This window comes from Pseudomonas sp. SCT (genome assembly GCF_003864275.1).
Classification (GTDB): Bacteria; Pseudomonadota; Gammaproteobacteria; order Pseudomonadales; family Pseudomonadaceae; genus Stutzerimonas; species Stutzerimonas stutzeri_AE.
This window is the reverse complement of record NZ_BDJA01000005.1, coordinates 288,108-308,824: the sequence shown is the minus strand read 5'-3', so window position 1 is coordinate 308,824 and position 20,717 is coordinate 288,108. Positions and strand designations below refer to the sequence as shown.

11 protein-coding genes are annotated in these 20,717 nt (G+C 64.6%); 9 read left to right on the top strand and 2 right to left on the bottom strand.

Features of this window, described 5'->3' with window-relative positions; translation table 11 throughout:
• Window positions 1-139 precede the first annotated feature (139 nt).
• The 4 genes from BHD08_RS14980 (at window position 140) to BHD08_RS14965 (ending at window position 12,385) form a co-directional block, all read left to right on the top strand.
• Window positions 140-541: a hypothetical protein gene (locus BHD08_RS14980; RefSeq protein WP_125023224.1), complete on the top strand. Its 402-nt coding sequence runs from the start codon at window positions 140-142 to the stop codon at window positions 539-541.
• A 374-nt stretch (window positions 542-915) separates the two neighbouring features.
• Window positions 916-9,447, top strand: coding sequence for a GH36-type glycosyl hydrolase domain-containing protein (locus BHD08_RS14975; RefSeq protein WP_125023222.1), 8,532 nt, complete (start codon window positions 916-918; stop codon window positions 9,445-9,447).
• A gap of 178 nt (window positions 9,448-9,625) precedes the next feature.
• Window positions 9,626-11,626, top strand: a complete 2,001-nt coding sequence (locus BHD08_RS14970) for a U32 family peptidase (protein WP_125023220.1) — start codon at window positions 9,626-9,628, stop codon at window positions 11,624-11,626.
• Between the two features lie 162 nt (window positions 11,627-11,788).
• The gene (locus BHD08_RS14965) at window positions 11,789-12,385 is read left to right on the top strand and encodes a hypothetical protein (RefSeq protein WP_125023218.1); all 597 of its coding nucleotides are present in this window, start codon (window positions 11,789-11,791) and stop codon (window positions 12,383-12,385) included.
• 5 nt (window positions 12,386-12,390) lie between these two features.
• Here the strand turns inward: BHD08_RS14965 and BHD08_RS14960 are convergent, their stop codons facing one another.
• Complete coding sequence (locus BHD08_RS14960; RefSeq protein ID WP_125023216.1) at window positions 12,391-13,122, bottom strand: DUF72 domain-containing protein; 732 nt, start codon at window positions 13,120-13,122, stop codon at window positions 12,391-12,393.
• An 88-nt stretch (window positions 13,123-13,210) separates the two neighbouring features.
• On the opposite strand from BHD08_RS14960, the gene BHD08_RS14955 reads away from it, so the two are divergent.
• A complete protein-coding gene (locus BHD08_RS14955) occupies window positions 13,211-13,999 on the top strand; it encodes an ion transporter (RefSeq protein ID WP_015277527.1) in 789 nt (262 codons plus the stop codon).
• A 47-nt stretch (window positions 14,000-14,046) separates the two neighbouring features.
• Here BHD08_RS14955 and BHD08_RS14950 read toward each other — a convergent pair whose 3' ends face one another.
• Window positions 14,047-14,484 carry a hypothetical protein gene (locus BHD08_RS14950; RefSeq protein WP_125023214.1) on the bottom strand — a complete coding sequence of 146 codons (438 nt, stop codon included), beginning with the start codon at window positions 14,482-14,484 and terminating at the stop codon, window positions 14,047-14,049.
• A 276-nt stretch (window positions 14,485-14,760) separates the two neighbouring features.
• Between BHD08_RS14950 and BHD08_RS14945 the strand changes: the two genes are divergently transcribed.
• The 4 genes from BHD08_RS14945 (at window position 14,761) to glpK (ending at window position 20,602) form a co-directional block, all read left to right on the top strand.
• Window positions 14,761-17,121, top strand: coding sequence for a helicase-related protein (locus BHD08_RS14945; protein ID WP_125023212.1), 2,361 nt, complete (start codon window positions 14,761-14,763; stop codon window positions 17,119-17,121).
• Window positions 17,122-17,196: 75 nt separating this feature from the next.
• Window positions 17,197-17,961, top strand: coding sequence for a YoaK family protein (locus BHD08_RS14940; protein WP_125023209.1), 765 nt, complete (start codon window positions 17,197-17,199; stop codon window positions 17,959-17,961).
• A 238-nt stretch (window positions 17,962-18,199) separates the two neighbouring features.
• Complete coding sequence (locus tag BHD08_RS14935; RefSeq protein WP_015277531.1) at window positions 18,200-19,081, top strand: MIP/aquaporin family protein; 882 nt, start codon at window positions 18,200-18,202, stop codon at window positions 19,079-19,081.
• Between the two features lie 12 nt (window positions 19,082-19,093).
• Window positions 19,094-20,602, top strand: a complete 1,509-nt coding sequence (gene glpK / locus BHD08_RS14930; RefSeq protein WP_125023207.1) for a glycerol kinase GlpK — start codon at window positions 19,094-19,096, stop codon at window positions 20,600-20,602.
• Window positions 20,603-20,717 lie beyond the last annotated feature (115 nt).

Genomic DNA, 20,717 nt, shown 5'->3' with positions numbered 1-20,717 from the left:
CGAAATCCCTGACGGAACGAAGCGCACCCGGCGCAAAAAGAAGCGCCATGGTGCGCGAGGCTGCCGCGCTTGTCATCAGCGGGCCAGCATGTGGCCACTGGCTGTGCGCGTTGCGCAGGCTTGGCTATGATCGAAGACCATGAACAGCCTGCCGCCGCTTCGCCAATCCTGCCCGCCCGGCACCTGCACCTGCCGGCGCGACGAGCTGCTGGAAACGCCCGGCGCCGACGTGCGCATTCTCATGCTGACCCGGCATGAGGAACGGCGCCTGCTCGAACGCCTGGAAAACGTGCAAAGCCTGGACGATCTCGAACGCCTGCAGCAACGGATGTACGACCAGCTCGGCATCCGCATGACCGTCGCACCAGGGCACACCGAAGTGCGCAGCATGCGCGGCATCACCATCGACTTCGCGGCACAGCCCGGCCTGTGCCGCAAGACCCGCCCCGCCATTGCCACCGCCGTGCGCCGCGGGCTGGAAAAACACCCGGAAATCGCCTGGCGCCTGCTCGATGCGCACGACCTGCTGGGCGGCCTCTGACCAGGGCGAAGCAATCCTCGCTCCCCTTGCGCAGCCCAGAGTCAGGCATCTGGCGCGAGCCGATCAGGTCTGAGGGCCGGACCACGAAGCCCCGACAATAAAAGTGCCTATGCTGTATCGTGGAGCAATTGCTGCGACAGCATTCTTCCTGCAAACGGAGTGGCCCTATGGCCCTCCGCTTTCATGGCTCGCCGATTCTTGAAGCCTCTACCAGACCGCCCGCGGTCTGGTGCATGCACGAGGCCGTACGGCGATTTGGCAGAAACCGGCAATCGGTTTCCCGTTGTTCCGAAAGCTTGCCGCCGTGGTTCCTCCCGACAGGAGCCGGCGCACTAACGCCTGTTCCCCTATTTCCGCTAGTCGGACAGGCGCTCATGACCTCAGTTTTCCGTCACATCCTCGGCCGTCAGCAGCGCTCGCCCGTATGGAGCGACCTCGCACCCGTGCGTGAAGAGCTGTTCGGTACCGAACGGCTGGAGCACCACGCGCGCAGCCTTGCCGCGGCCCAGCCCATCACCAAGCGGCCGCCGGTCGTGTCGTCGCTGCATGCGCGCCTGAGTGAAAACGCGGCGGTGCTGCTTGCCGCCTACCGTTCCAGTGCCAGCGAGCTGGAGGCTGGCCGTAGCGTGGTGCCGGCTGCCGAATGGTTGCTGGATAACTACCATCTGGTCGAGGCGCAGATTCGCGAGATTCGCGATGATCTGCCGCCAGGCTTCTACCGCCAGCTGCCAAAACTGGCCGAAGGCCCGTTCGCCGGTTATCCGAGGGTGTTCGGCCTGGCCTGGGCCTTCGTCGCCCATACCGACAGCCATTTCGATCCCGAGACACTGCGGCGCTTCATCGTCGCTTATCAGCAGGTTCAGCCACTCACCATTGGCGAGCTGTGGGCCGTGGCGATCACCCTGCGCATCGTGCTGATCGAGAATCTGCGCCGTCTGAGCGACCAGATCACCGATGGCAGCATCACTCGCGCCGCAGCCGATGCACTGGCCAGCCGCCTGCTCTGCGCCGCCTCAGCAAAGCGAACGCTGGAGGATGAGATCGCCACGCGTGGCAGCGAAACCATGTCGGTAGTCTTCGCCGCGGAACTGGCCAAGCGTCTGCGCGATCAGGACCCCCGCACCACCCCGGCGTTGGGCTGGCTGGAGGAGGAGCTGGGTCGCCAGGGCAGCACCATCGACGAGGTGGTGCAGCACTCGCAACAGCGCCAGGGTGCCTCGAACGTCAGCGTGCGCAATGTCATCACCAGCATGCGGCTGATATCTGATATCGACTGGACCGAGCTGTTCGAGAGCATCAGCCTGGTGGACGCACGACTGCGTGCCGACAGCGCCTTCGCCAGCATGGATTTCCCCACCCGCAATCTCTATCGCAGCGCCATCGAACAGCTGGCACGCGGCTCGAGCGCGACCGAACTGGAGGTGGCCGAAGCCGCACTCAGCGCAGCCCGCGCCGCGCCAACCACGGACCTCGCACAGGATGAGCGCGTCGGCGATCCGGGTTATCACCTAATCGGCGAAGGCCGCCTCGCACTGGAGCGCAGCATCGGCTTCAGCGCGCCGCTCGGGCTGCGCCTGAGCCGTTTCAACGTGCAGCTCGGCATCGTCGGCTATGTCGGCGCCATCCTGCTGGTGACTGCGCTGCTGCTCTCGTTCGGATTGCAGGCCCTGGCCGGTGCCGGCGTCACCGCTGGCTGGCTGGCGCTGCTCGCGGTGGTCGCCTTCCTGCCGGTCACCGACGTCGCCACCACGCTGATCAATCGCCTGGTCACCTGGCGTTTCGGCGCCATGGCGCTGCCCGCGCTGGACCTGACCGCCGGCGTGCCGCAGTCGCTGCGCACCCTGGTCGCGGTGCCGACGCTGCTGACCAGCGAAGCGGACCTGCTGGAGCAGATCGAACGCATCGAGGTGCATCACCTGGCCGGCGCAGGAGGCGATCTCACCTTCGCGCTGCTGACCGACGGGCTGGACGCCGATCAGGAAACCCTGCCCGGCGATGCCCCTCTGCTCGCCGTCGCCGTTGCCGCCATTGCCGATCTGAACCGACGCTATGGCCCGGCACCCGGCGGCAGTCGCTTCCTGATCCTGCATCGACGTCGCCAGTACAACCCCAGCGAAGGCTGCTGGATGGGTTGGGAGCGCAAGCGCGGCAAGCTGCACGAACTCAACCGGCTGCTGCGTGGCGCCAGCAATACCAGCTACATGCCGCTGGCCGGCTGCGCGCAGCAGGTGCCTGCCGATGTGCGCTACGTCATCACGCTGGACGCCGATACCCGTCTGCCGCGCGATGCCGCGATGCGCCTGATCGGCAAGATGGCGCACCCGCTCAACCGTCCGCGCTTCAGCGAGGCCGAGCAGCGCGTGATCAACGGCTACGCGATCCTCCAGCCGCGGGTCACCCCGTCGCTGCCGGTGGGCCGCGAAGGCTCGCTCTACCAGCGGGTGTTCTCCAGTCCTGGCGGCATGGACCCCTATGCGGCGGCCGTCTCGGACGTCTATCAGGACCTCTTTGGCGAAGGCTCCTACACCGGCAAGGGCATCTATGACATCGATGCCTTCGAGGCGGCACTCGCCGGCCGCGTGCCGGAAAACAGCATGCTCAGCCACGACCTGTTCGAGGGCGTCTTCGCCCGTGCGGGCCTGGCGACCGACGTCGAGGTGGTCGAGGAATTCCCGTCGCGCTACGACGTATCCGGCAAGCGCCAGCACCGCTGGACCCGTGGCGACTGGCAACTGCTGCCGTGGATTTTCGGCGCCCGCCGCGGCACCCAGGCGCTGCCGGACATCGGCCGCTTCAAGATGCTCGACAACCTGCGCCGCTCGCTGGTCGCCCCGATCACGCTGCTGGCGCTGACGCTGTGCTGGCTGCTGCCGCTGCCCGCCGCGCTGATCGGCAGCGCGCTGATCCTCGCGACCATGGCGATTCCGGCATTTCTGCCGATCTGTTTCGCGCTGCTGCCGGCGCGTAGCGGTATCTGCGCGCAGAGCCATCTGCGTCGGTTGCTCGGCGACCTGCGCCTGGCCGCTTCGCAAACCGGGCTGAACCTCGCCTTTCTGCCGGACCAGGCCTGGCGCATGGGCGATGCCATCGTGCGCACGTTGTCGCGGCTGGCGGCCCGGCACCACCTGCTGGAATGGACCACCGCCGCCCAGTCGGCGATCAGCCCGCGTTTGAAGCTGAGCGGTTTCTATCGCGGCATGGCCGGCGGCATCGCGCTGGGTGTCGGCACCGCCCTCTTCGCCCTGCTGATCGCGCCGGGTTCCTGGCCTGTCGTGCTGCCCTTCGCGCTACTCTGGCTGTGCGCCCCCGCAATTGCACTGTGGGCCAGCCGCTCGCCGCGCATCGCCCCCGGCCAGCAACTCGCCGAGGCGGATGCCGAGGAGCTGCGGCTGATCGCCCGGCGCACCTGGCGTTTCTTCGAAACCTTCGTCACGCCGGACGACAACATGCTGCCGCCCGACAACTTCCAGGAAGACCCCAGGCCGGTTGTCGCTCGCCGTACCTCACCCACCAACATGGGCCTCTACCTGCTCTCGGCCATCACCGCCCGTGATTTCGGCTGGGCCGGCACCCTGCAGACCCTCGACCGTCTGGAGGCGACGCTAGGCAGCATGAGTCGCCTGCAGCGCCATCGTGGGCATTTCTTCAACTGGTACGCCACCGAAGACATGCGCGCGCTGGAGCCGGCCTACGTATCGGCGGTTGACAGCGGCAACCTGGCCGGTCACCTGATCGCCATCGCTAACGCCTGCGAAGAATGGCTGGACGCACCCACTGCGCCGAATGCCCGCGCGGGCCTGCACGACACCCTGCTACTGATTCGCCAGGCTATGGCCGCACTGCCGACCACAAGCGGCAAGCGTGGGCGCGCGCTATCCGATCTGCTCGATCAGATCGCCGCGCAGCTGGGTGAGGAGCAAGCGCTCGACACGCTCTCGGCGACCCTCCACCAGCTTGCCGAAAAAGCCATGCGCCTGAGCCTGGAGGTCGCACCGCCGAGCGCGGATGACCAGTCGTCCGACCTGCACTTCTGGGTCGACGCCCTGGGCCGGTCCCTGTCCGAGCACATCCGAGACCGTCAGCTGCAAGGCGATACGCTCAGCGAAACAGAAGCACGCTTGCGCGAGATTTCCCGCACGACGAGGCAGATGGCGCTGGAGATGGATTTTGCCTTTCTGCTCGACCCCGAGCGCAAGCTGCTCTCGATCGGCTACGGGCTGGCGGAAAACAGCCTCGACCCAAGCTGCTACGACCTGCTGGCCTCCGAGGCACGACTGGCCAGCCTGTTCGCCATCGCCAAGGGCGACGTGACCACCCGCCATTGGTTCCGCCTGGGCCGCACCGCGACCCCACTGGGCAACGGCTCGGCGCTGATTTCCTGGTCGGGCTCGATGTTCGAGTACCTGATGCCTTCGCTGGTCATGCGTGCACCGGCCGGCAGTCTGCTGGAGCAGACCAACCGCCTCGTGGTGCAGCGCCAGCAGGACTATGGCAACGACCGCAACGTCCCATGGGGCGTGTCCGAGTCGGCCTATCACGCCCGTGACATGGAATTCACCTATCAGTATTCCAATTTCGGCGTGCCGGGCCTCGGCCTCAAGCGCGGCCTGGCGGAAAACCTGGTCATCGCGCCTTATGCCACCGGCCTGGCGACCATGGTCGATGCGCCCGGCGCGCTGGCGAACTATCGCCGCCTGGCGCAGATGGGTGCGGTTGGCCGCTACGGTTTCTACGAGGCACTGGACTTCACCCCGGCGCGGCTGCCGGACGGCCAGTCCGTCACCATCGTGCGCAACTACATGGCCCACCACCAAGGAATGACCATCGTCGCCATCGCCAATACCCTGCAGGACGGGCAGATGCGTGCCCGCTTCCATCGCGAACCGATGATCCAGGCCTGCGAACTGCTGCTGCAGGAGCGCATGCCACGTGATGTGGCCATCGCCCACCCGCGCGCCGAAGAGGTGAAGATCCGCGCAGTCGAGGCCAGTGGCGATCCACAGGCCCTGCGCCGGCTCAACACCTGCGCGGCCGGCGCCGCACCGGTCACGCATCTGCTCAGCAATGGCCGCTATGCGGTGATGCTCACCGCCGCCGGTGCCGGCTACAGCCGCTGGCGCGACATTGCCGTGACCCGTTGGCGCGAAGATGCCAGCCGTGACGATTACGGCTCGTTCATTTTCCTGCGCGACACCGCCGACGGCCGTGTCTGGCCAGCTGGCGGTCAACCCAGCGACAGCGATGCCGTGAGCCATGAAGTGATCTTTGCCGAGGACCGCGCCGAGTTCGTTCGTCACGATCTCGACCTGACCACCACCCTTGATGTACTGGTGTCCGGTGAAGACGACGGCGAAGTGCGCCGCGTATCACTGGTCAACAGCGGCGCCTATGCCCGCGAAATCGAACTGACGTCCTACAGCGAAGTGGTACTGACCACCCCGTCCACGGACAACGCCCACCCAGCCTTTGCCAAGCTGTTCGTGGTCACCGAATACCTACCCGACTTCGGCGCATTGCTCGCCACCCGGCGCCTGCGCAGCGAAAGCGAACGCCCGATCTGGGCGGCGCATTTCGCAGTGGTGGAAGGCGAGGTCGTGGCCGATCCGCAGTATGAAACCGACCGCGCCCGTTTCATCGCCCAGCGCCCGAACGTTGCCAGCGCGGCGGTGATCACCGAAGGGCTGGCGCTGTCGAATACGGTCGGCACGGTGCTCGATCCGATCTTCGCGCTCAAATACCGGATCAAGGTTGCCCCGGGCAAGGTCGCCCGCGTGGCGTTCTGGACCTTCGTCGCAGGGTCGCGCGACGAGGTGCTCAATCTGATCGAGAAACACCACGACCGCAGCGCCTACGACCGCGCCAAGACGCTGGCCTGGACCCAGGCGCAGGTGCAACTGCGCCATCTGGACGTCAAGCCGGCGGAAGCGGCTGATTTCCAGCGCCTGGGGGCGCCGATCCTCTATGCCGATCCGCAGTTCCGCGCGCCATCGGCGGCGATCATCGAGGGCGCGGGAGCCCAATCCGGGCTCTGGCCACATTCGATATCCGGCGACCTGCCCATCGTGCTGCTGCGCATCGACGATGTTCAGGACATTGCCCAGGTTCGCCAGCTGCTTCGCGCCCACGAGTATTGGCGCATGAAGCGCCTGGCGGTGGATCTGGTGATTCTCAACGAGCACGCCAGCTCCTACCTGCAGGACCTGCAGATCGCCATCGAAACCGCCGTGCGCAGCAGTCAGTCGCGCCCGCGTTTCGGCGCCGAGCTCGCCCAGGGTTCGGTATACATGCTGCGCGCCGACCTGCTGAGCACCGAGGCGCGCGCATTGCTGCGCAGCGTGGCCAGAGTTTCGCTGATCGCTCGCCGCGGTCCGATCGACAAGCAACTGGCCAACCAGTTGCTCGCCTCGCAGGTGCCGCTCATGGCACCACGCCTTTCCGCCAGACCCTCGACAGCCATCGCACAGCCTTCCGCTATCGACGTTTCGCCCCACCTCGAGTGCTTCAACGGCCTGGGTGGTTTCGACAAGGATGGCCGCGAGTACGTGACGCTGCTGGACGCAGGCGCCAACACGCCCGCGCCCTGGATAAACGTGATCGCCAATCCGCAGTTCGGCTTCCAGGTTTCGGCACAGGGCAGCGGCTACACCTGGGCGGAAAACAGCCGGGAAAACCAGCTCACGCCCTGGTCCAACGACCCGGTTACCGATCCCTGCGGCGAAGCCTTCTATGTGCGCGATGAAGACAGCGGCGCGCTGTTCAGCCCCACCGCCCAACCGATCCGGGATGCGGGGCTCTACGTGGCGCGGCACGGCCACGGCTACAGCCGCTTCGAACACCAGGCCGACGGCATCGCCATGGACCTGCTGGAATACGTGCCTCTGGCCGATCCGATCAAGATTTCCCGTCTGACCCTGCGCAACCTGTCGGCAGTACCGCGCCGGTTGTCGGTGACCCGCTACAGCGAATGGGTGCTCGGCACCGCGCGGGGTGCCAATGCGCCTTTCATCATCACCGAGCGCGACGAAAGCTGCGGCATGCTGCTGGGACGCAACCCCTGGAGCAGCGCCTTTCCCGGGCGCGTGGCCTTTGCCGACCTTGGCGGCCGACAGACCGCCTGGACGGCCGATCGCCGCGAACTTCTCGGTCGCAACAGCGGGCCGGCCACGCCAGCGGCACTGCTCACCGGTGCGCCGCTCACAGGTGCCACAGGGGCCGGCATGGACCCTTGCGCGGCCTTGCAGACTCGTGTCGAACTGGCTGCGGGCGAGAGCATCGAAATCATCGCCTTCATCGGTCAATGCCCGTCGGCAGACGCCGCGCGGGCGCTGGTCGAGCGATATCGCCAGACGGACCTGGACGCCGTGCTGCTGGAAGTCACCGAGCACTGGCGCAGCGCGCTGGGAGCCGTACAGGTGAAAACGCCGGACCGCGCGATGGACATCATGCTCAACGGCTGGCTGCTGTATCAGACCCTGGCCTGCCGCATCTGGGCGCGCTCGGCCTTCTACCAGGCGAGCGGCGCCTATGGCTTCCGCGACCAGTTGCAGGACGGCATGGCGCTGACCTTCTCGCGGCCCGAGGCTACCCGCAGCCACATCCTGCGTGCGGCCAGCCGGCAGTTCCCGGAAGGCGACGTGCAGCACTGGTGGCTGCCGCATTCCGGCCAGGGCGTGCGCACGCGCATCTCCGATGACCGTGTCTGGCTGGCGTTCGCCACCGCGACCTACATTCAGGTTGCCGGCGACGCGACGATCCTCGATGAACCGGTGACCTTCCTCGAAGGGCCCCTGCTCAAGCCCGGCGAACACGACGCGTTCTTCCAGCCGATGATGGCCGGCGACGCCGCGCCGCTGTTCGAGCACTGCGCGCGTGGTCTGGATCAGTGCCTGGAACTGACCGGCGAACTCGGCCTGCCGCTGATTGGCGGCGGCGACTGGAACGACGGCATGAACCGCGTCGGTGAGGACGGCAAGGGCGAAAGCGTCTGGCTCGGCTGGCTGCTGCTGCGCACCATCGAACTCTTCGCGCCGCTGGCGGACCAGCGCGGCACCGTGGCTGATGTCCAACGCGCGGAGCGCTGGCGCAAGCATGCCCAGGCTCTGGCTGATTCGCTTGAAGAAAAGGCCTGGGATGGCGAGTGGTATCGCCGCGCAACCTTCGACGACGGGACCTGGCTCGGCTCCAAGGACAGCGATGAATGCCGGATCGACTCCATCGCCCAGTCGTGGGCGGTATTGTCCGGCGCAGCAGACCCCGCCCGCGCAAAACAGGCCATGGCTTCAGTGCGGCAGCACCTGATCCGCGAGCAGGACGGTCTGGCCCTGCTGTTCACCCCGCCGTTCGACAAGACCGAAAAAGAGCCTGGCTACATCAAGGGTTACCCGCCGGGCTTGCGCGAAAATGGCGGGCAATACAGCCACGCCGCGATGTGGGCCATGCTCGCCTTCGCCAAGCTGGGCGATGGCGATGCGGCCTGCCGCATGTTCAGCCTGCTCAACCCGATCAATCATGCGCTGACGCCGGAAGGAAGCCGCCGCTACAAAGTCGAACCCTACGTGGTGGCGGCGGACGTCTACGGCGTCGCGCCACACAAGGGCCGTGGCGGCTGGACCTGGTACACCGGCGCCGCCGGCTGGATGCACCGCGCAGGCGTCGAAGGCATCCTCGGCATTCGCCGCGAAGGAGAATGGTTGATCGTCGATCCATGCATCAGCAGCCAATGGCCGGGGTTCGAAGCCACCATCACGCTGGGCGAAACGCGCTACGCCATCCGCTTGGAGAACCCGACCCAAGCCAACCGCGGTATCCAGCACGCACAGCTGGATGAACGCTCACTCGATTGCACAAACGGGTGGGTGCGGCTTGCGCTGGATGAAGGGCAACATCAGGTGGTGTTGAGGTTGTAGACGAAGCCGCAGACCGTTCCCTCGTACTCGCGAGGGAACGGAACCACCGACGCACCCGTGAGCCTCCGGTCATAGCCCTGGTCGGGGGTCATCGCATCCGACTCGCCCGGCGGCCAGTCCCAAACCGGCCGCAAGCCATTACAATGCGCGCCTTTCGATTCAAACCCGGTCCGCGCCAATGTCCCTGCCCAAGCACCATCTCGAACTGCTCGCCCCCGCCCGGGATGCCAGCATTGCCCGTGAAGCCATCCTGCATGGCGCCGATGCGGTGTATATCGGCGGCCCGAGCTTCGGTGCGCGGCACAATGCCGAGAACAGCGTGGCGGATATCGCCGAGTTGGTGAAATTCGCCCACCTGTTTCATGCGCGGGTGTTCGTCACCATCAACACCATCCTGCATGACGATGAGCTGGAAGCCGCACGCACGCTGATCCACCAGCTGTACGAGATCGGCGTCGATGCGTTGATCGTGCAGGACATGGGCATCATGGAGCTGGATATTCCGCCCATCGAGATCCACGCCAGCACCCAGACCGACATCCGCACGCTGGAACGTGCCAAGTTCCTCGACAAGGCTGGTTTCTCGCAGCTGGTTCTCGCCCGCGAGCTGAACCTGCAGGAAATCCGCGCGATCTACGACGAAGTGGATTCGACCCTTGAGTTCTTCATCCACGGCGCGCTCTGCGTCGCCTTCTCCGGGCAGTGCAACATCAGCCACGCGCAGACCGGACGCAGCGCCAACCGCGGCGACTGCTCCCAGGCCTGCCGCCTGCCCTACACGCTGAAGGACGATCAGGGCCGCGTGGTGGCCTTCGAAAAGCACCTGCTGTCGATGAAGGACAACAACCAGAGCGCCAACCTCAGTGCGCTGGTCGACGCCGGCGTGCGTTCGTTCAAGATCGAGGGGCGCTACAAGGATGTGAGCTACGTGAAGAACATCACCGCTTACTACCGCCAGCGCCTCGACGGCATCCTCGCCGAACGCCCGGACCTAGCCCGCGCCTCCAGCGGCCGCACCGATCACTTCTTCGTGCCGGACCCGGACAAGACCTTCCACCGCGGCAGCACCGACTACTTCGTCACCGATCGCAAGATCGACATCGGCGCCTTCGATTCGCCGACCTTCACCGGCCTTGCGGTCGGCGAAGTGCTCAAGGTGGGCAAGCATGACCTGACCGTGCAGACCCGCGAGCCGCTGTCCAATGGTGATGGCCTCAATGTGCTGATCAAACGCGAAGTGGTGGGTTTCCGCGCCAGCGTGGTCGAGCCGCTGAAGCAGTTCGAGGAAGACGGTCAGTCGTTCTGGCAGTACCGCGTCGAACCCAACGAAATGCCCACCGCCATGCGTCAGGTGCGGCCGAACCACCCGCTCAACCGCAACCTGGACCACAACTGGCAGAACGCCCTGCTCAAGACCTCCGCCGAACGCCGCGTCGGTGTGCGCTGGCTGGCCAAGCTGCGCGCCGATGAACTGGAACTGCACGTCACCAGCGAGGAAGGCGCCTATGCCACGGCCACCCTGCCCGGCCCCTTCGGCGAGGCGAAGAAGCCCGAGCAGGTGCCCGGCCAGATCGCCGATCTGCTGAGCCAGCTGGGCACCACGATCTATCACGCCGAAGAAGTCGAGGTGGATGCACCGCAGGCGTTCTTCATCCCCAACTCACAACTCAAGGCCCTGCGCCGCGAAGCCATCGAGGCGCTGACCGAAGCGCGCGAGGCGATCCGCCCGCGCGGCGGGCGCAAGCCGGTCAGCGTGCCGCCGCCGGTCTACCCGGAGTCGCACCTGTCGTTTCTCTACAACGTCTACAACGAGAAGGCCCGCGCCTTCTATCACCGCTTCGGCGTGCAGCTGATCGACGCGGCCTACGAGGCCCACGAGGAAACCGGCGAGGTGCCGGTGATGATCACCAAGCACTGCCTGCGCTTCTCCTTCAACCTCTGCCCGAAGCAGGCCAAGGGCGTCACCGGCGTGCGTACCAAGGTCGCACCGATGCAGCTGGTACACGGCGACGAAGTGCTGACCCTGACCTTCGACTGCAAGCCCTGCGAGATGCACGTGGTCGGCAAGATGAAGGGCCACATCCTCGACCTGCCACTGCCGGGCAGCGCCAGCAGCGTGGTCGGACACATCACGCCGGACGATCTGATGAAGACCATCCGCAACAAGCCGCACGCCTGACTGGCGGCGGTCACGCCGGTCGGCTACACCCTTAGCCGACCGACTCACGTCCGCACACAAATCCGCCGGAACCATCACCCGCTACGTTGCGCCAAAGACTCATGACAGGTGTCGAACCATCCATGAATCGCAGCCCAGGTTGCACGCACACGAAGGTGATCCATGAAACAGATTCTGATCGCAGCATTCGATCGCTACGAACAAGCCCAGCAGGTCAAGCAGGAACTGGTGCAGCAGGGCATCGCCGGTGACGACATTCAGCTGTCTGCGGCGATGAACCCGGAACAGGTCGATGGCAGCCGTGTGGAAGTGGTGGGTGAGGAGCCGGATGCGGATGCCACCGCCGCCGACAAGATCGGCAGCTTCTTCAGCAAACTCTTCGGCGACAGTGCCGACAAGCACGCGGGCCGCTATCCCGAAGCAGCGCGCCGGGGCTCAACGGTAGTCACCGTTTCGCTGAATGACGAGGGCCCGGTGTCGATGGTCGAACAGGTGATGGAGCGCAACGGCGCCATCGATATCGACGAGCGCAGTGCCAAGTGGGGCGACGACGATGCCACGCCGGTGACCGCCAGCACCGAGACGCTGACCACCGGCTATCCGGATGCCACTTCGATCAGCGTCGATGAGCGCGAACTGGACGGCAGCGCCACACCTGACCGAGGCCAGGATTCCGGTTCGATCCCGGGGCGTGCGGAGAACGAGAAAGCCGGCAGACGCGACAACACCGCAGGCCGCGTGCGCATCATTCCTCGCTGAACCAGCTAGCGCCGCAGCATCGACTGCAACGTCAGCGCATTGTCCACGGCAGCACCGCTGGCGGTGTTGTCGAAGATGCACCAGCAGCGCACACCCGACTGCGCACATCGGCGCAGTTCGTCGGCCAGCCGCTCCAGCCACTCGGTTGAATAGGCTGAGTGGTAGATACGTGGCGAGCCGTGCAGCCGGTAGTAACGCATGCCCGACCAGCCACCCGGCTGATCGCCCCCGGCAATTGGTGAAGGGTCCGCTGCCACCCGGGCGATTCGCCAACGCTCGAGCAGTTCATCGGCATCCAGCCAGCTGGCATGCCGCGGCTCCAGGGCGAGTTGGCCGGCATAGCGCTCGCGTAGCGCTTCGAAGAAATCGCCTGCCACCGCGCGCTCGAAGCCGAGCGATGGCGGCAGCTGCAAAAGCAGGCAACCGAGTTTGTCGCCAAGCTCGGTCGCTTCGTCGAGAAAACCTTTAAGCGCGGCGCCGCAGTCGCGCAATCGCTGTTCATGGGTGATCTGCCGAGGCACCTTTACACAGAAACTGAAACCCTCCGGCACGCTCGCGGCCCACTTGCGGTAGGTTGCCGGACGATGCGGACGGTAGAACGAACTGTTGATTTCGACTGCCGAGAACTGCTGGGCGAAGCGCTGCAGATGGGTGCCATCGCTCGGGAACGCCGGCCAGGCCGCTCGCGGCAGGCTCCAACCGGCGCAGCCAAGACGAATGCTTTCGCTGGATTTCATCGAAAATCCTCTTGATCTCGCAGCCAACGCTGGCTGGTCATGTGCTTTAAACTTGCGCGCCGCCCGCCTCAGCTCACACGGTTCATCCATGAAGCAACGCTCCGTCACGCCTTTTCAGATACTCATCCTGGTGCTGTCGATCTATGTGATCGGCGCGCTGGTGGCCGATCTGGTATTCGATCTGCCCGACGACATATCGACTCTGCTTGGGTATCTGGACAACATCGTCTGCTTCTTTTTCTTCCTCGACTTCTGGATGCGCCTGCAACAGGCCGAGAACAAGTTGCGCTTCATGCGCTGGGGCTGGATTGATCTCCTGGCCAGCGTACCGGCCGGTGGACTGCAGGCGGCCAAGCTGTTCCGTGCATTCCAGATTCTGCGGGTGCTACGGGCGATCAAGTCGCTGCGGCTGATCTGGCGCATCCTGTTTCGCAACCGTGCCGAAGGCATCGTCGCCTCTGCCGCCACGGCAACCATGCTGCTGGTGGCCTTCGGCGCGTTGACCATGCTCCTGGTGGAAGCGCCGAATCCGGAGAGCTCGATCAACACGCCGGAAGAGGCGCTGTGGTGGGCATTCGTCACCGTCACCACGGTCGGCTACGGCGACTTCTATCCGGTCACTACCCAGGGCCGCATTGTCGCGGTGCTGTTGATGGTCTCCGGCGTCGGGCTGTTCGGCAGCTTCGCTGCCTATATCGGTTCGCTGTTCGTCGCCGACCGGCACGAGGAAGACAACCGCGAGCAACTGGCCGATCGAGAAACCATGCAGCGGCTGCTGCTGCAAGTGGAATGCCTGACCGAGGAAGTGCGCAGCCTGAAGCTGCAGCTGAGTGACAATCGCCGTGAAGATGGCGATACGGTGGAGCGAGGGGGTTGAGCTGAAAGCCCCTGCACCTTGAAGGCGCAAGGGCTGCCAAGGCGCAATCAGTTGGCGAAGTAGGCCTGAGCGCGGGCCACTTCAGCCGGCGTCGGCTTGTACACGGTCCACTGGTCACCGGCGTTCTTCTTGTAGCGAACCTCGTTTTTCTCTACGTCGAACTCGTAGAACGGGTAGACCTCACGCAGGTTGTAGAACGCCGCCGGGGCGAAGAACAGGATGTCCGCGACCAGATAGCCACTGTTGAACTTCAACGGAATCAGACCGTACATCGGCTCCATACCGGGCTTCTCGGCACGGAAGCGGTACTGGCCGAAGCTGGTGGCCTTGTAGGTCTTGCTGACAGGGTTCTTCAGTACCAGCGGTGCGTCCTGGTTGATCTTGATGGCAAGATCCGGATCGGTGGAGCGCAGCGAAGTGGTGGCGGTGCAGGCCGAAAGCACTACGGCACTGACAGCTACGGCAAGAATGTGTTTGACGTTCATCTTTAAGTCCCTTGTTGTCCATCGAAAAATCGACAGCTCTCATCCAGCCGGCTCTACCGGGGCTGTTGGCCATCCATTGCGGCGCGCACTATAGGGCATGACCCGATAATGGCCAACAGCCATCCTGACAGACGGTTCGCTTTCTTGATTGCCGTCACGCGAGAAGAGAAAACACGACACCTCCCCCTATAATCGCCGACCGGTCATGCGCCCCGCCGAGCAAAAAAGCGCATCGCGAGTCGTAGAAAAGAAGACTGATCAGCAAAGGTGTCGATCATGGCCAAGGCCGGCGGTAAGCAGTTCAAATCCATCAGGCTCGAGCGTCTGGCGCGTTTCATCGACTGGGCGACGGCGCGCTATCCGGATTTCAATGCGAAGAAGCATCACCAGGAAAAGTGGTTCACGCCTTACATTGGCTATCCCATCGCCGGGCTGGGTCGCGCGGCCAAGGCGTTCTGGTTGGGGCTACATGCGCAGGCGGTCGACGATCTGCTGGCAGAACCGGTCGCGGACCAGCTGCTCGATCGGGTTGTCAGCCGTGACCTCGGCGAGATTCTCTGCAGCGTCGATCTGTTCGGCAGCGAGAAGACCTTCAGCCTGGGCTCCCCGCCCCATCTGCTGGAACCTGAGTGGGCGCTGCGGCTGGACGACAGCCCGCAGCGCAGCGATTTCGTCGGTAACCTGAAACAGGCCGTGCAGCGCTACGTGCGCAATCGGCTGCAGGTGCTCGAACGGCCCTTTTCCGAGATGGATGAAGACGAGCGTCAGCGCTGTCTGGCGCGCATTCGACCGGAGCTGTCGCGACTCGACGAGTTCCTGCCGCATGCCGTCGCCACGCTCAACGAGATCCGCCACGAGCTGCGCTACGTGGTGCCGTTGCGACGTGACAGTCTCGTGCTCGAACTGCAGCGCCGCATCCCCGCCGGCCAGGACCACCTGCTCAGCGCGGCGGAGGTCGAAACCTGGAAACGAAAGGATCACGAAGAACTACAGGCCACATTCGAGCGCATGTTCGAACTCGCCGACGGCTTCGACTTGCAGCTGCTCGGGCACAAGCGCCTCACCGAACTCTTCGCGCTCGAACCCGGACGCATGCGCAAGGCGATCCGTGCCGCCCGCCGCGAGCATGAGGAGAAAATGGCGTTTGCCGTACTGCTGGAGAACAACCCGCGCTTCGTCCACTACCACAAGCTCTACCCAGCCCGGCGCCTGACGCGCCGCTGGACCGCCCTGCTCGGGCCGACCAACAGCGGCAAGACCCACCGTTCCATCGAGGCGATGGCGGCGGCCGAGCATGGCATCTACCTGTCGCCGCTGCGGCTGATGGCGCTGGAGAATCAGGAGCGCATCGAATCAATGGGGGTGCCCTGCTCGCTGGTAACCGGCGAGGAAGAAATCATCCGCGAAGGCGCCACGCACTTCTGCTGCACCGTGGAGGAGTTCGCCCGTTTCCGCCATCAGCACTGGGACGTAGTGGTGGTCGATGAAGTGCAGATGATGGCCGACCCGCAACGCGGCTGGGCCTGGGTCGATGCCTTGGTCAGCGCGCACACGCCGCAACTGATGATGACCGGCCCGGCGCTGATCGAGCCCTCTTTGCGCACACTCTGCGACCTCTGCGAGGACAAGCTGGTGGTGCAGCGCACCAAGCGCCTGTCGCCGGTCGAAGTCGCCCGCCATGCCACGACGCTGGAGCGTCTGGAACCGGGCTCGCTGCTGGTGGCTTTCAGTCGCAAGCTGGTGCTGGAGCTCAAGGGCATGCTCGAGAGTGCCGGCAAGAGCGTCTCGGTGGTCTACGGTGCGCTTTCGCCAGAGGTGCGGCGCGAGCAGGCGCGGCGTTTTCGCGAAGGCGAGGCGGACATCATGGTCGCCACCGATGCAGTCGGCATGGGCCTTAATCTGCCGGCGCACACGCTGTGCTTCTACACCGACGAGAAATTCGACGGCATCCAGAATCGCCAGCTAAACGTGCAGGAGGTCAAGCAGATCGGCGGGCGGGCCGGGCGTTTCGGCCACCACGACAATGGCGAGATCACCGCGCTCGATCCGCAGACACTCAAGTCCATCCGCCGCCTGTTCAACAGCCCGGATGCGCCGGTGGACCTGAGCCAGTTCCAGGTGCGCCCGTCCATCGATCACCTCTCGGCAATTTCCGAACTGATGGGCGAACCGAGCCTGCTGCGCGCCTGGTTGACGTTCAACCGCAATATCAACTATGGCGAGGCCTTCATCTCGATACTGCCGGACGAGCTGGCCGAGTGGATCGAGCTGATCGACGACCCGAAGGTTCCGCTCTGGCTGCGCTGGACCTTTGCCTGCACGCCGATCCGCGGCGGCTTCGACAGCCCGGCAAGCCAGCACGCCCAGCGCTGGATCAAGCGGGTCGCCGAAGGCCATGCCATTGCGATGCCCAAGCTGCTGCTCGGCAGCGATCTGGCCAGCCTGGAAAGTACTCTGCATGTGGTGGAAACCTACCTGCATCTGGCCCGCAGCCTGCCCGAGCATTTCACCGAGCACGACGACGGCGAAGATGCGCGCAAGCTGCTCAACGACGCCATTACCCGTGAGCTTTCGCGTCAGCGCGCGCCACGCGCCGCTCGACGCGGCGGCGGCCGCAAGGCCGGACGGCGACGCTGAGAATTTCCGCCAACCGCGATCCAGGCGGGCCAACAGCTCTATAATCGCCGCTTTGCTGCCGAGCGCGAGCCTGCCATGCCGATCAAGTACGCCCGTCGCCTGACCGATCGTCGACGGTCCGCACACAGCAATCGTCAGCTTGGCCTCTGCCTCGCCTTTGTCGCGGGCGCCGCCAATGCCGGCGGGTTCATTGCGGTCCAGCAGTACACCTCGCACATGACCGGTATCGTTTCGGCAATGGCCGACAACCTCGCCCTCGGCGCCACCGACCTGGCGCTGGCGGGCTTTGGTGCCCTGCTCTCGTTCGTTCTTGGCGCAATGTGCTCGACGCTGATGATCAACTTCTCGCGGCGCCGCCGCCTGCATAGCCAGTACGCGCTACCGCTGGCGCTGGAAGCCGCGTTGTTGCTGCTGTTCGGCATCCTCGGCGCACGGCTGATGGCAGTCCCAGGCTTCTTCGTACCGCTGACCGTGGTACTGCTGTGCTTCATCATGGGCCTGCAGAACGCGATCATCACCAAACTCTCCAACGCCGAGGTGCGCACCACCCATATCACCGGGATGGTGACCGACATCGGTATCGAACTGGGCCGGCTGATCTATTTCAACCGCAATCGTCATGACGACATGCCACCGGTCCGGGCCAACCGGCAGCGCCTGCGCATCAACCTGCTGATGGTGACCAGCTTTTTCATTGGCGGACTTAGTGGCGCAGTCGGCTTCAAGCACTTCGGGTTTCTCGCCACGGTGCCGCTAGCCGGATTGCTGTTGGCATTGGCTCTGGTGCCGATGGCTGACGATCTGTTGCTTGGCTGGCGGCTCTGGCGTCGCCGGCGCTGAGGCGTCAAAGGCAACACGTCGCACCTCGGCTTGCCAAGCTGTGCCGGCCGTGGCACGCCCCGCCCAAGCGAGCGAGGGGACAGCGCATGACCACATTGGTTCCCCGCCAACCCAGCTAAAATGTTCGAATTTTTACTTTGACAGCGCCTTTTTTTGCCTCTAAGTTTTCGTTTCCGAACAATTCCGAACCAACGCAGTGCTCGGAATAAAACAAAAACAAACGAACGAGGCTCCGCGCATGAGTACGCCCATCGTCCCGACGCTAAAGGGACAATGCATTGCCGAATTTCTCGGCACTGCCCTTCTCATCTTCTTCGGTACCGGCTGTGTTGCAGCCCTCAAGCTCGGCGGCGCCGAACTGGGGCTGTGGGAAATCAGCATCATCTGGGGCATTGGCGTTTCGATGGCGGTGTACCTTGCCGCTGGCGTCTCCGGTGCTCATCTGAACCCGGCCGTCACCATCGCGTTGTGGCTGTTCGGCACCTTCGAACGGCACCGCGTCCCGGCTTATATCCTGGCCCAGGTGGCCGGCGCCTTCTGCTCCGCGGCATTGGTCTACGGGCTGTACAGCAGTCTGTTTTTCGATTTCGAACAGGCGCAGCAGATGGTTCGCGGCAGTGTCGAGAGCCTTGAGCTGGCCTCGATCTTCTCCACCTACCCGCACGCCTCGTTGTCATTCGGCCAGGCGTTTCTGGTGGAAATGGTCATCACCGCCATTCTGCTGGCGATGATCATGGCCATTACCGACGATGGCAACGGCTTGCCGAGCGGCCCGCTGGCGCCCCTGCTGATAGGTTTGCTGATCGCCGTCATCGGCGGCGCAATGGGGCCACTGACCGGCTTCGCGATGAATCCCGCGCGCGATTTCGGGCCTAAACTGATGACCTTCTTCGCCGGCTGGGGCGACGTCGCCTTCACTGGTGGGAAAGATATTCCGTATTTCCTGGTGCCGATTTTTGCCCCGATTCTCGGCGCCTGCCTGGGCGCTGCAGGTTACAAGGCACTGATCTGCCGGCACCTGCCGGGCGTTGGATCGGCCGCCTGCGATGCACCCAAACCAAAGGAAAAGGCCTCTGCCGAAGTGGGCTCCGCCCAGCCCGATATCAGCAAAGTTCGCTAAGGAAACGTCGCCATGAGTGATCAGAACAAGCAATTCATCGTCGCCCTCGACCAGGGCACCACCAGCTCCCGTGCCATCGTGCTGGATCGCAACGCCAATGTGGTAACCATCGCCCAGCGCGAGTTCGCGCAGATCTACCCACAGCCGAGCTGGGTCGAACATGACCCGATGGAAATCTGGGCCACCCAGAGCGGTGTGTTCGTCGAAGCCCTGGCCCAGGCCGGTATCACCAACGAGCAGGTGGCGGCGATCGGCATCACCAACCAGCGTGAAACGGCCATCGTCTGGGACAAGATCACCGGCCGACCGATCTACAACGCCATCGTCTGGCAGAGCCGCCAGAGCACGCCGATTTGCGATCAGCTCAAGCGTGACGGCATGGAAGAGCACATCCGCAAGACCACCGGCCTGGTGATCGACCCCTACTTCTCCGGCACCAAGATCAAGTGGATTCTCGACCACGTCGAGGGCAGCCGTGAGCGCGCCCGCCGCGGCGAACTGCTGTTCGGCACCGTAGACTGCTGGCTGATCTGGAAGATGACCCAGGGCAAGGCCCACGTCACCGACTACACCAACGCGTCGCGCACGCTGCTGTTCGATATCCACAAGCTGGACTGGGACCCGGTGATGCTCGAAGCGCTGGATATTCCGCGCGAAATGCTGCCGGAAGTGCGTTCCTCCTCGGAGATCTACGGGCACGCCTACATCGGCTCCGGCCAGAGCACTGGCATTCCCATCGCCGGCATCGCCGGCGATCAGCAGGCCGCACTGTTCGGCCAGATGTGCGTCGAGCCTGGCCAGGCCAAGAATACCTATGGCACCGGCTGCTTCCTGCTGATGAACACCGGGACCAAGGCGGTGCAATCCGAACACGGCCTGCTCACCACCATCGCCTGCGGACCGCGCGGCGAGGTGAATTACGCACTGGAAGGCGCCATCTTCAATGGCGGTTCCACCGTGCAATGGCTGCGTGACGAGCTGAAGGTGCTTAACGAGTCGCTGGATTCGGAATACTTCGCCACCAAGGTGCCGGACAGCAATGGCATCTACCTGGTGCCTGCCTTCACCGGACTCGGTGCGCCCTACTGGGACCCGCGCGCCCGTGGTGCATTGTTCGGCCTGACCCGCGGGGTGAAGGTCGATCACCTGATCCGTGCAGCATTGGAATCCATCGCCTACCAGACCCGCGACGTACTCGACGCCATGCAGCAGGACGCCGGCGAGCGCCTGCGCGCCCTGCGTGTGGACGGCGGCGCAGTAGCCAACAACTTCCTCATGCAATTCCAGGCCGACCTGCTCGGCACCCAGGTCGAGCGGCCGCAGATGAAGGAAACCACCGCGCTCGGTGCGGCCTATCTGGCAGGCCTGGCGACTGGCTTCTGGAGCGATCTCGACGAGCTGCGCAGCAAGAGCAGCATCGAGCGCGTGTTCGAACCGGCGTGCGGAAGTGAACAGCGCGAAGCGCTCTATCGCGGCTGGCAGAAGGCCGTCGACCGCACGCGCAACTGGGCCGAGGACTGATAGGCAGCTGACCGCGCCTGCGCTCCGATCATTCGGATGCAGGCGCGGAATGCGCGAATTCGAACAGCCAGCGCTTTCATCGAACGTCGGACTACGGCATGCTTCTCGCACAACC

Excerpts from the sequence above, each read along its gene's own strand:
- BHD08_RS14980 (WP_125023224.1), top strand. The coding sequence starts at position 140 with ATGAACAGCCTGCCGCCGCTTCGCCAATCCTGCCCGCCCGGCACCTGC.
- BHD08_RS14975 (WP_125023222.1), top strand. The coding sequence starts at position 916 with ATGACCTCAGTTTTCCGTCACATCCTCGGCCGTCAGCAGCGCTCGCCC.
- BHD08_RS14970 (WP_125023220.1), top strand. The coding sequence starts at position 9,626 with ATGTCCCTGCCCAAGCACCATCTCGAACTGCTCGCCCCCGCCCGGGAT.
- BHD08_RS14965 (WP_125023218.1), top strand. The coding sequence starts at position 11,789 with ATGAAACAGATTCTGATCGCAGCATTCGATCGCTACGAACAAGCCCAG.
- BHD08_RS14960 (WP_125023216.1), bottom strand. The coding sequence starts at position 13,122 with ATGAAATCCAGCGAAAGCATTCGTCTTGGCTGCGCCGGTTGGAGCCTG.
- BHD08_RS14955 (WP_015277527.1), top strand. The coding sequence starts at position 13,211 with ATGAAGCAACGCTCCGTCACGCCTTTTCAGATACTCATCCTGGTGCTG.
- BHD08_RS14950 (WP_125023214.1), bottom strand. The coding sequence starts at position 14,484 with ATGAACGTCAAACACATTCTTGCCGTAGCTGTCAGTGCCGTAGTGCTT.
- BHD08_RS14945 (WP_125023212.1), top strand. The coding sequence starts at position 14,761 with ATGGCCAAGGCCGGCGGTAAGCAGTTCAAATCCATCAGGCTCGAGCGT.
- BHD08_RS14940 (WP_125023209.1), top strand. The coding sequence starts at position 17,197 with ATGCCGATCAAGTACGCCCGTCGCCTGACCGATCGTCGACGGTCCGCA.
- BHD08_RS14935 (WP_015277531.1), top strand. The coding sequence starts at position 18,200 with ATGAGTACGCCCATCGTCCCGACGCTAAAGGGACAATGCATTGCCGAA.
- glpK (WP_125023207.1), top strand. The coding sequence starts at position 19,094 with ATGAGTGATCAGAACAAGCAATTCATCGTCGCCCTCGACCAGGGCACC.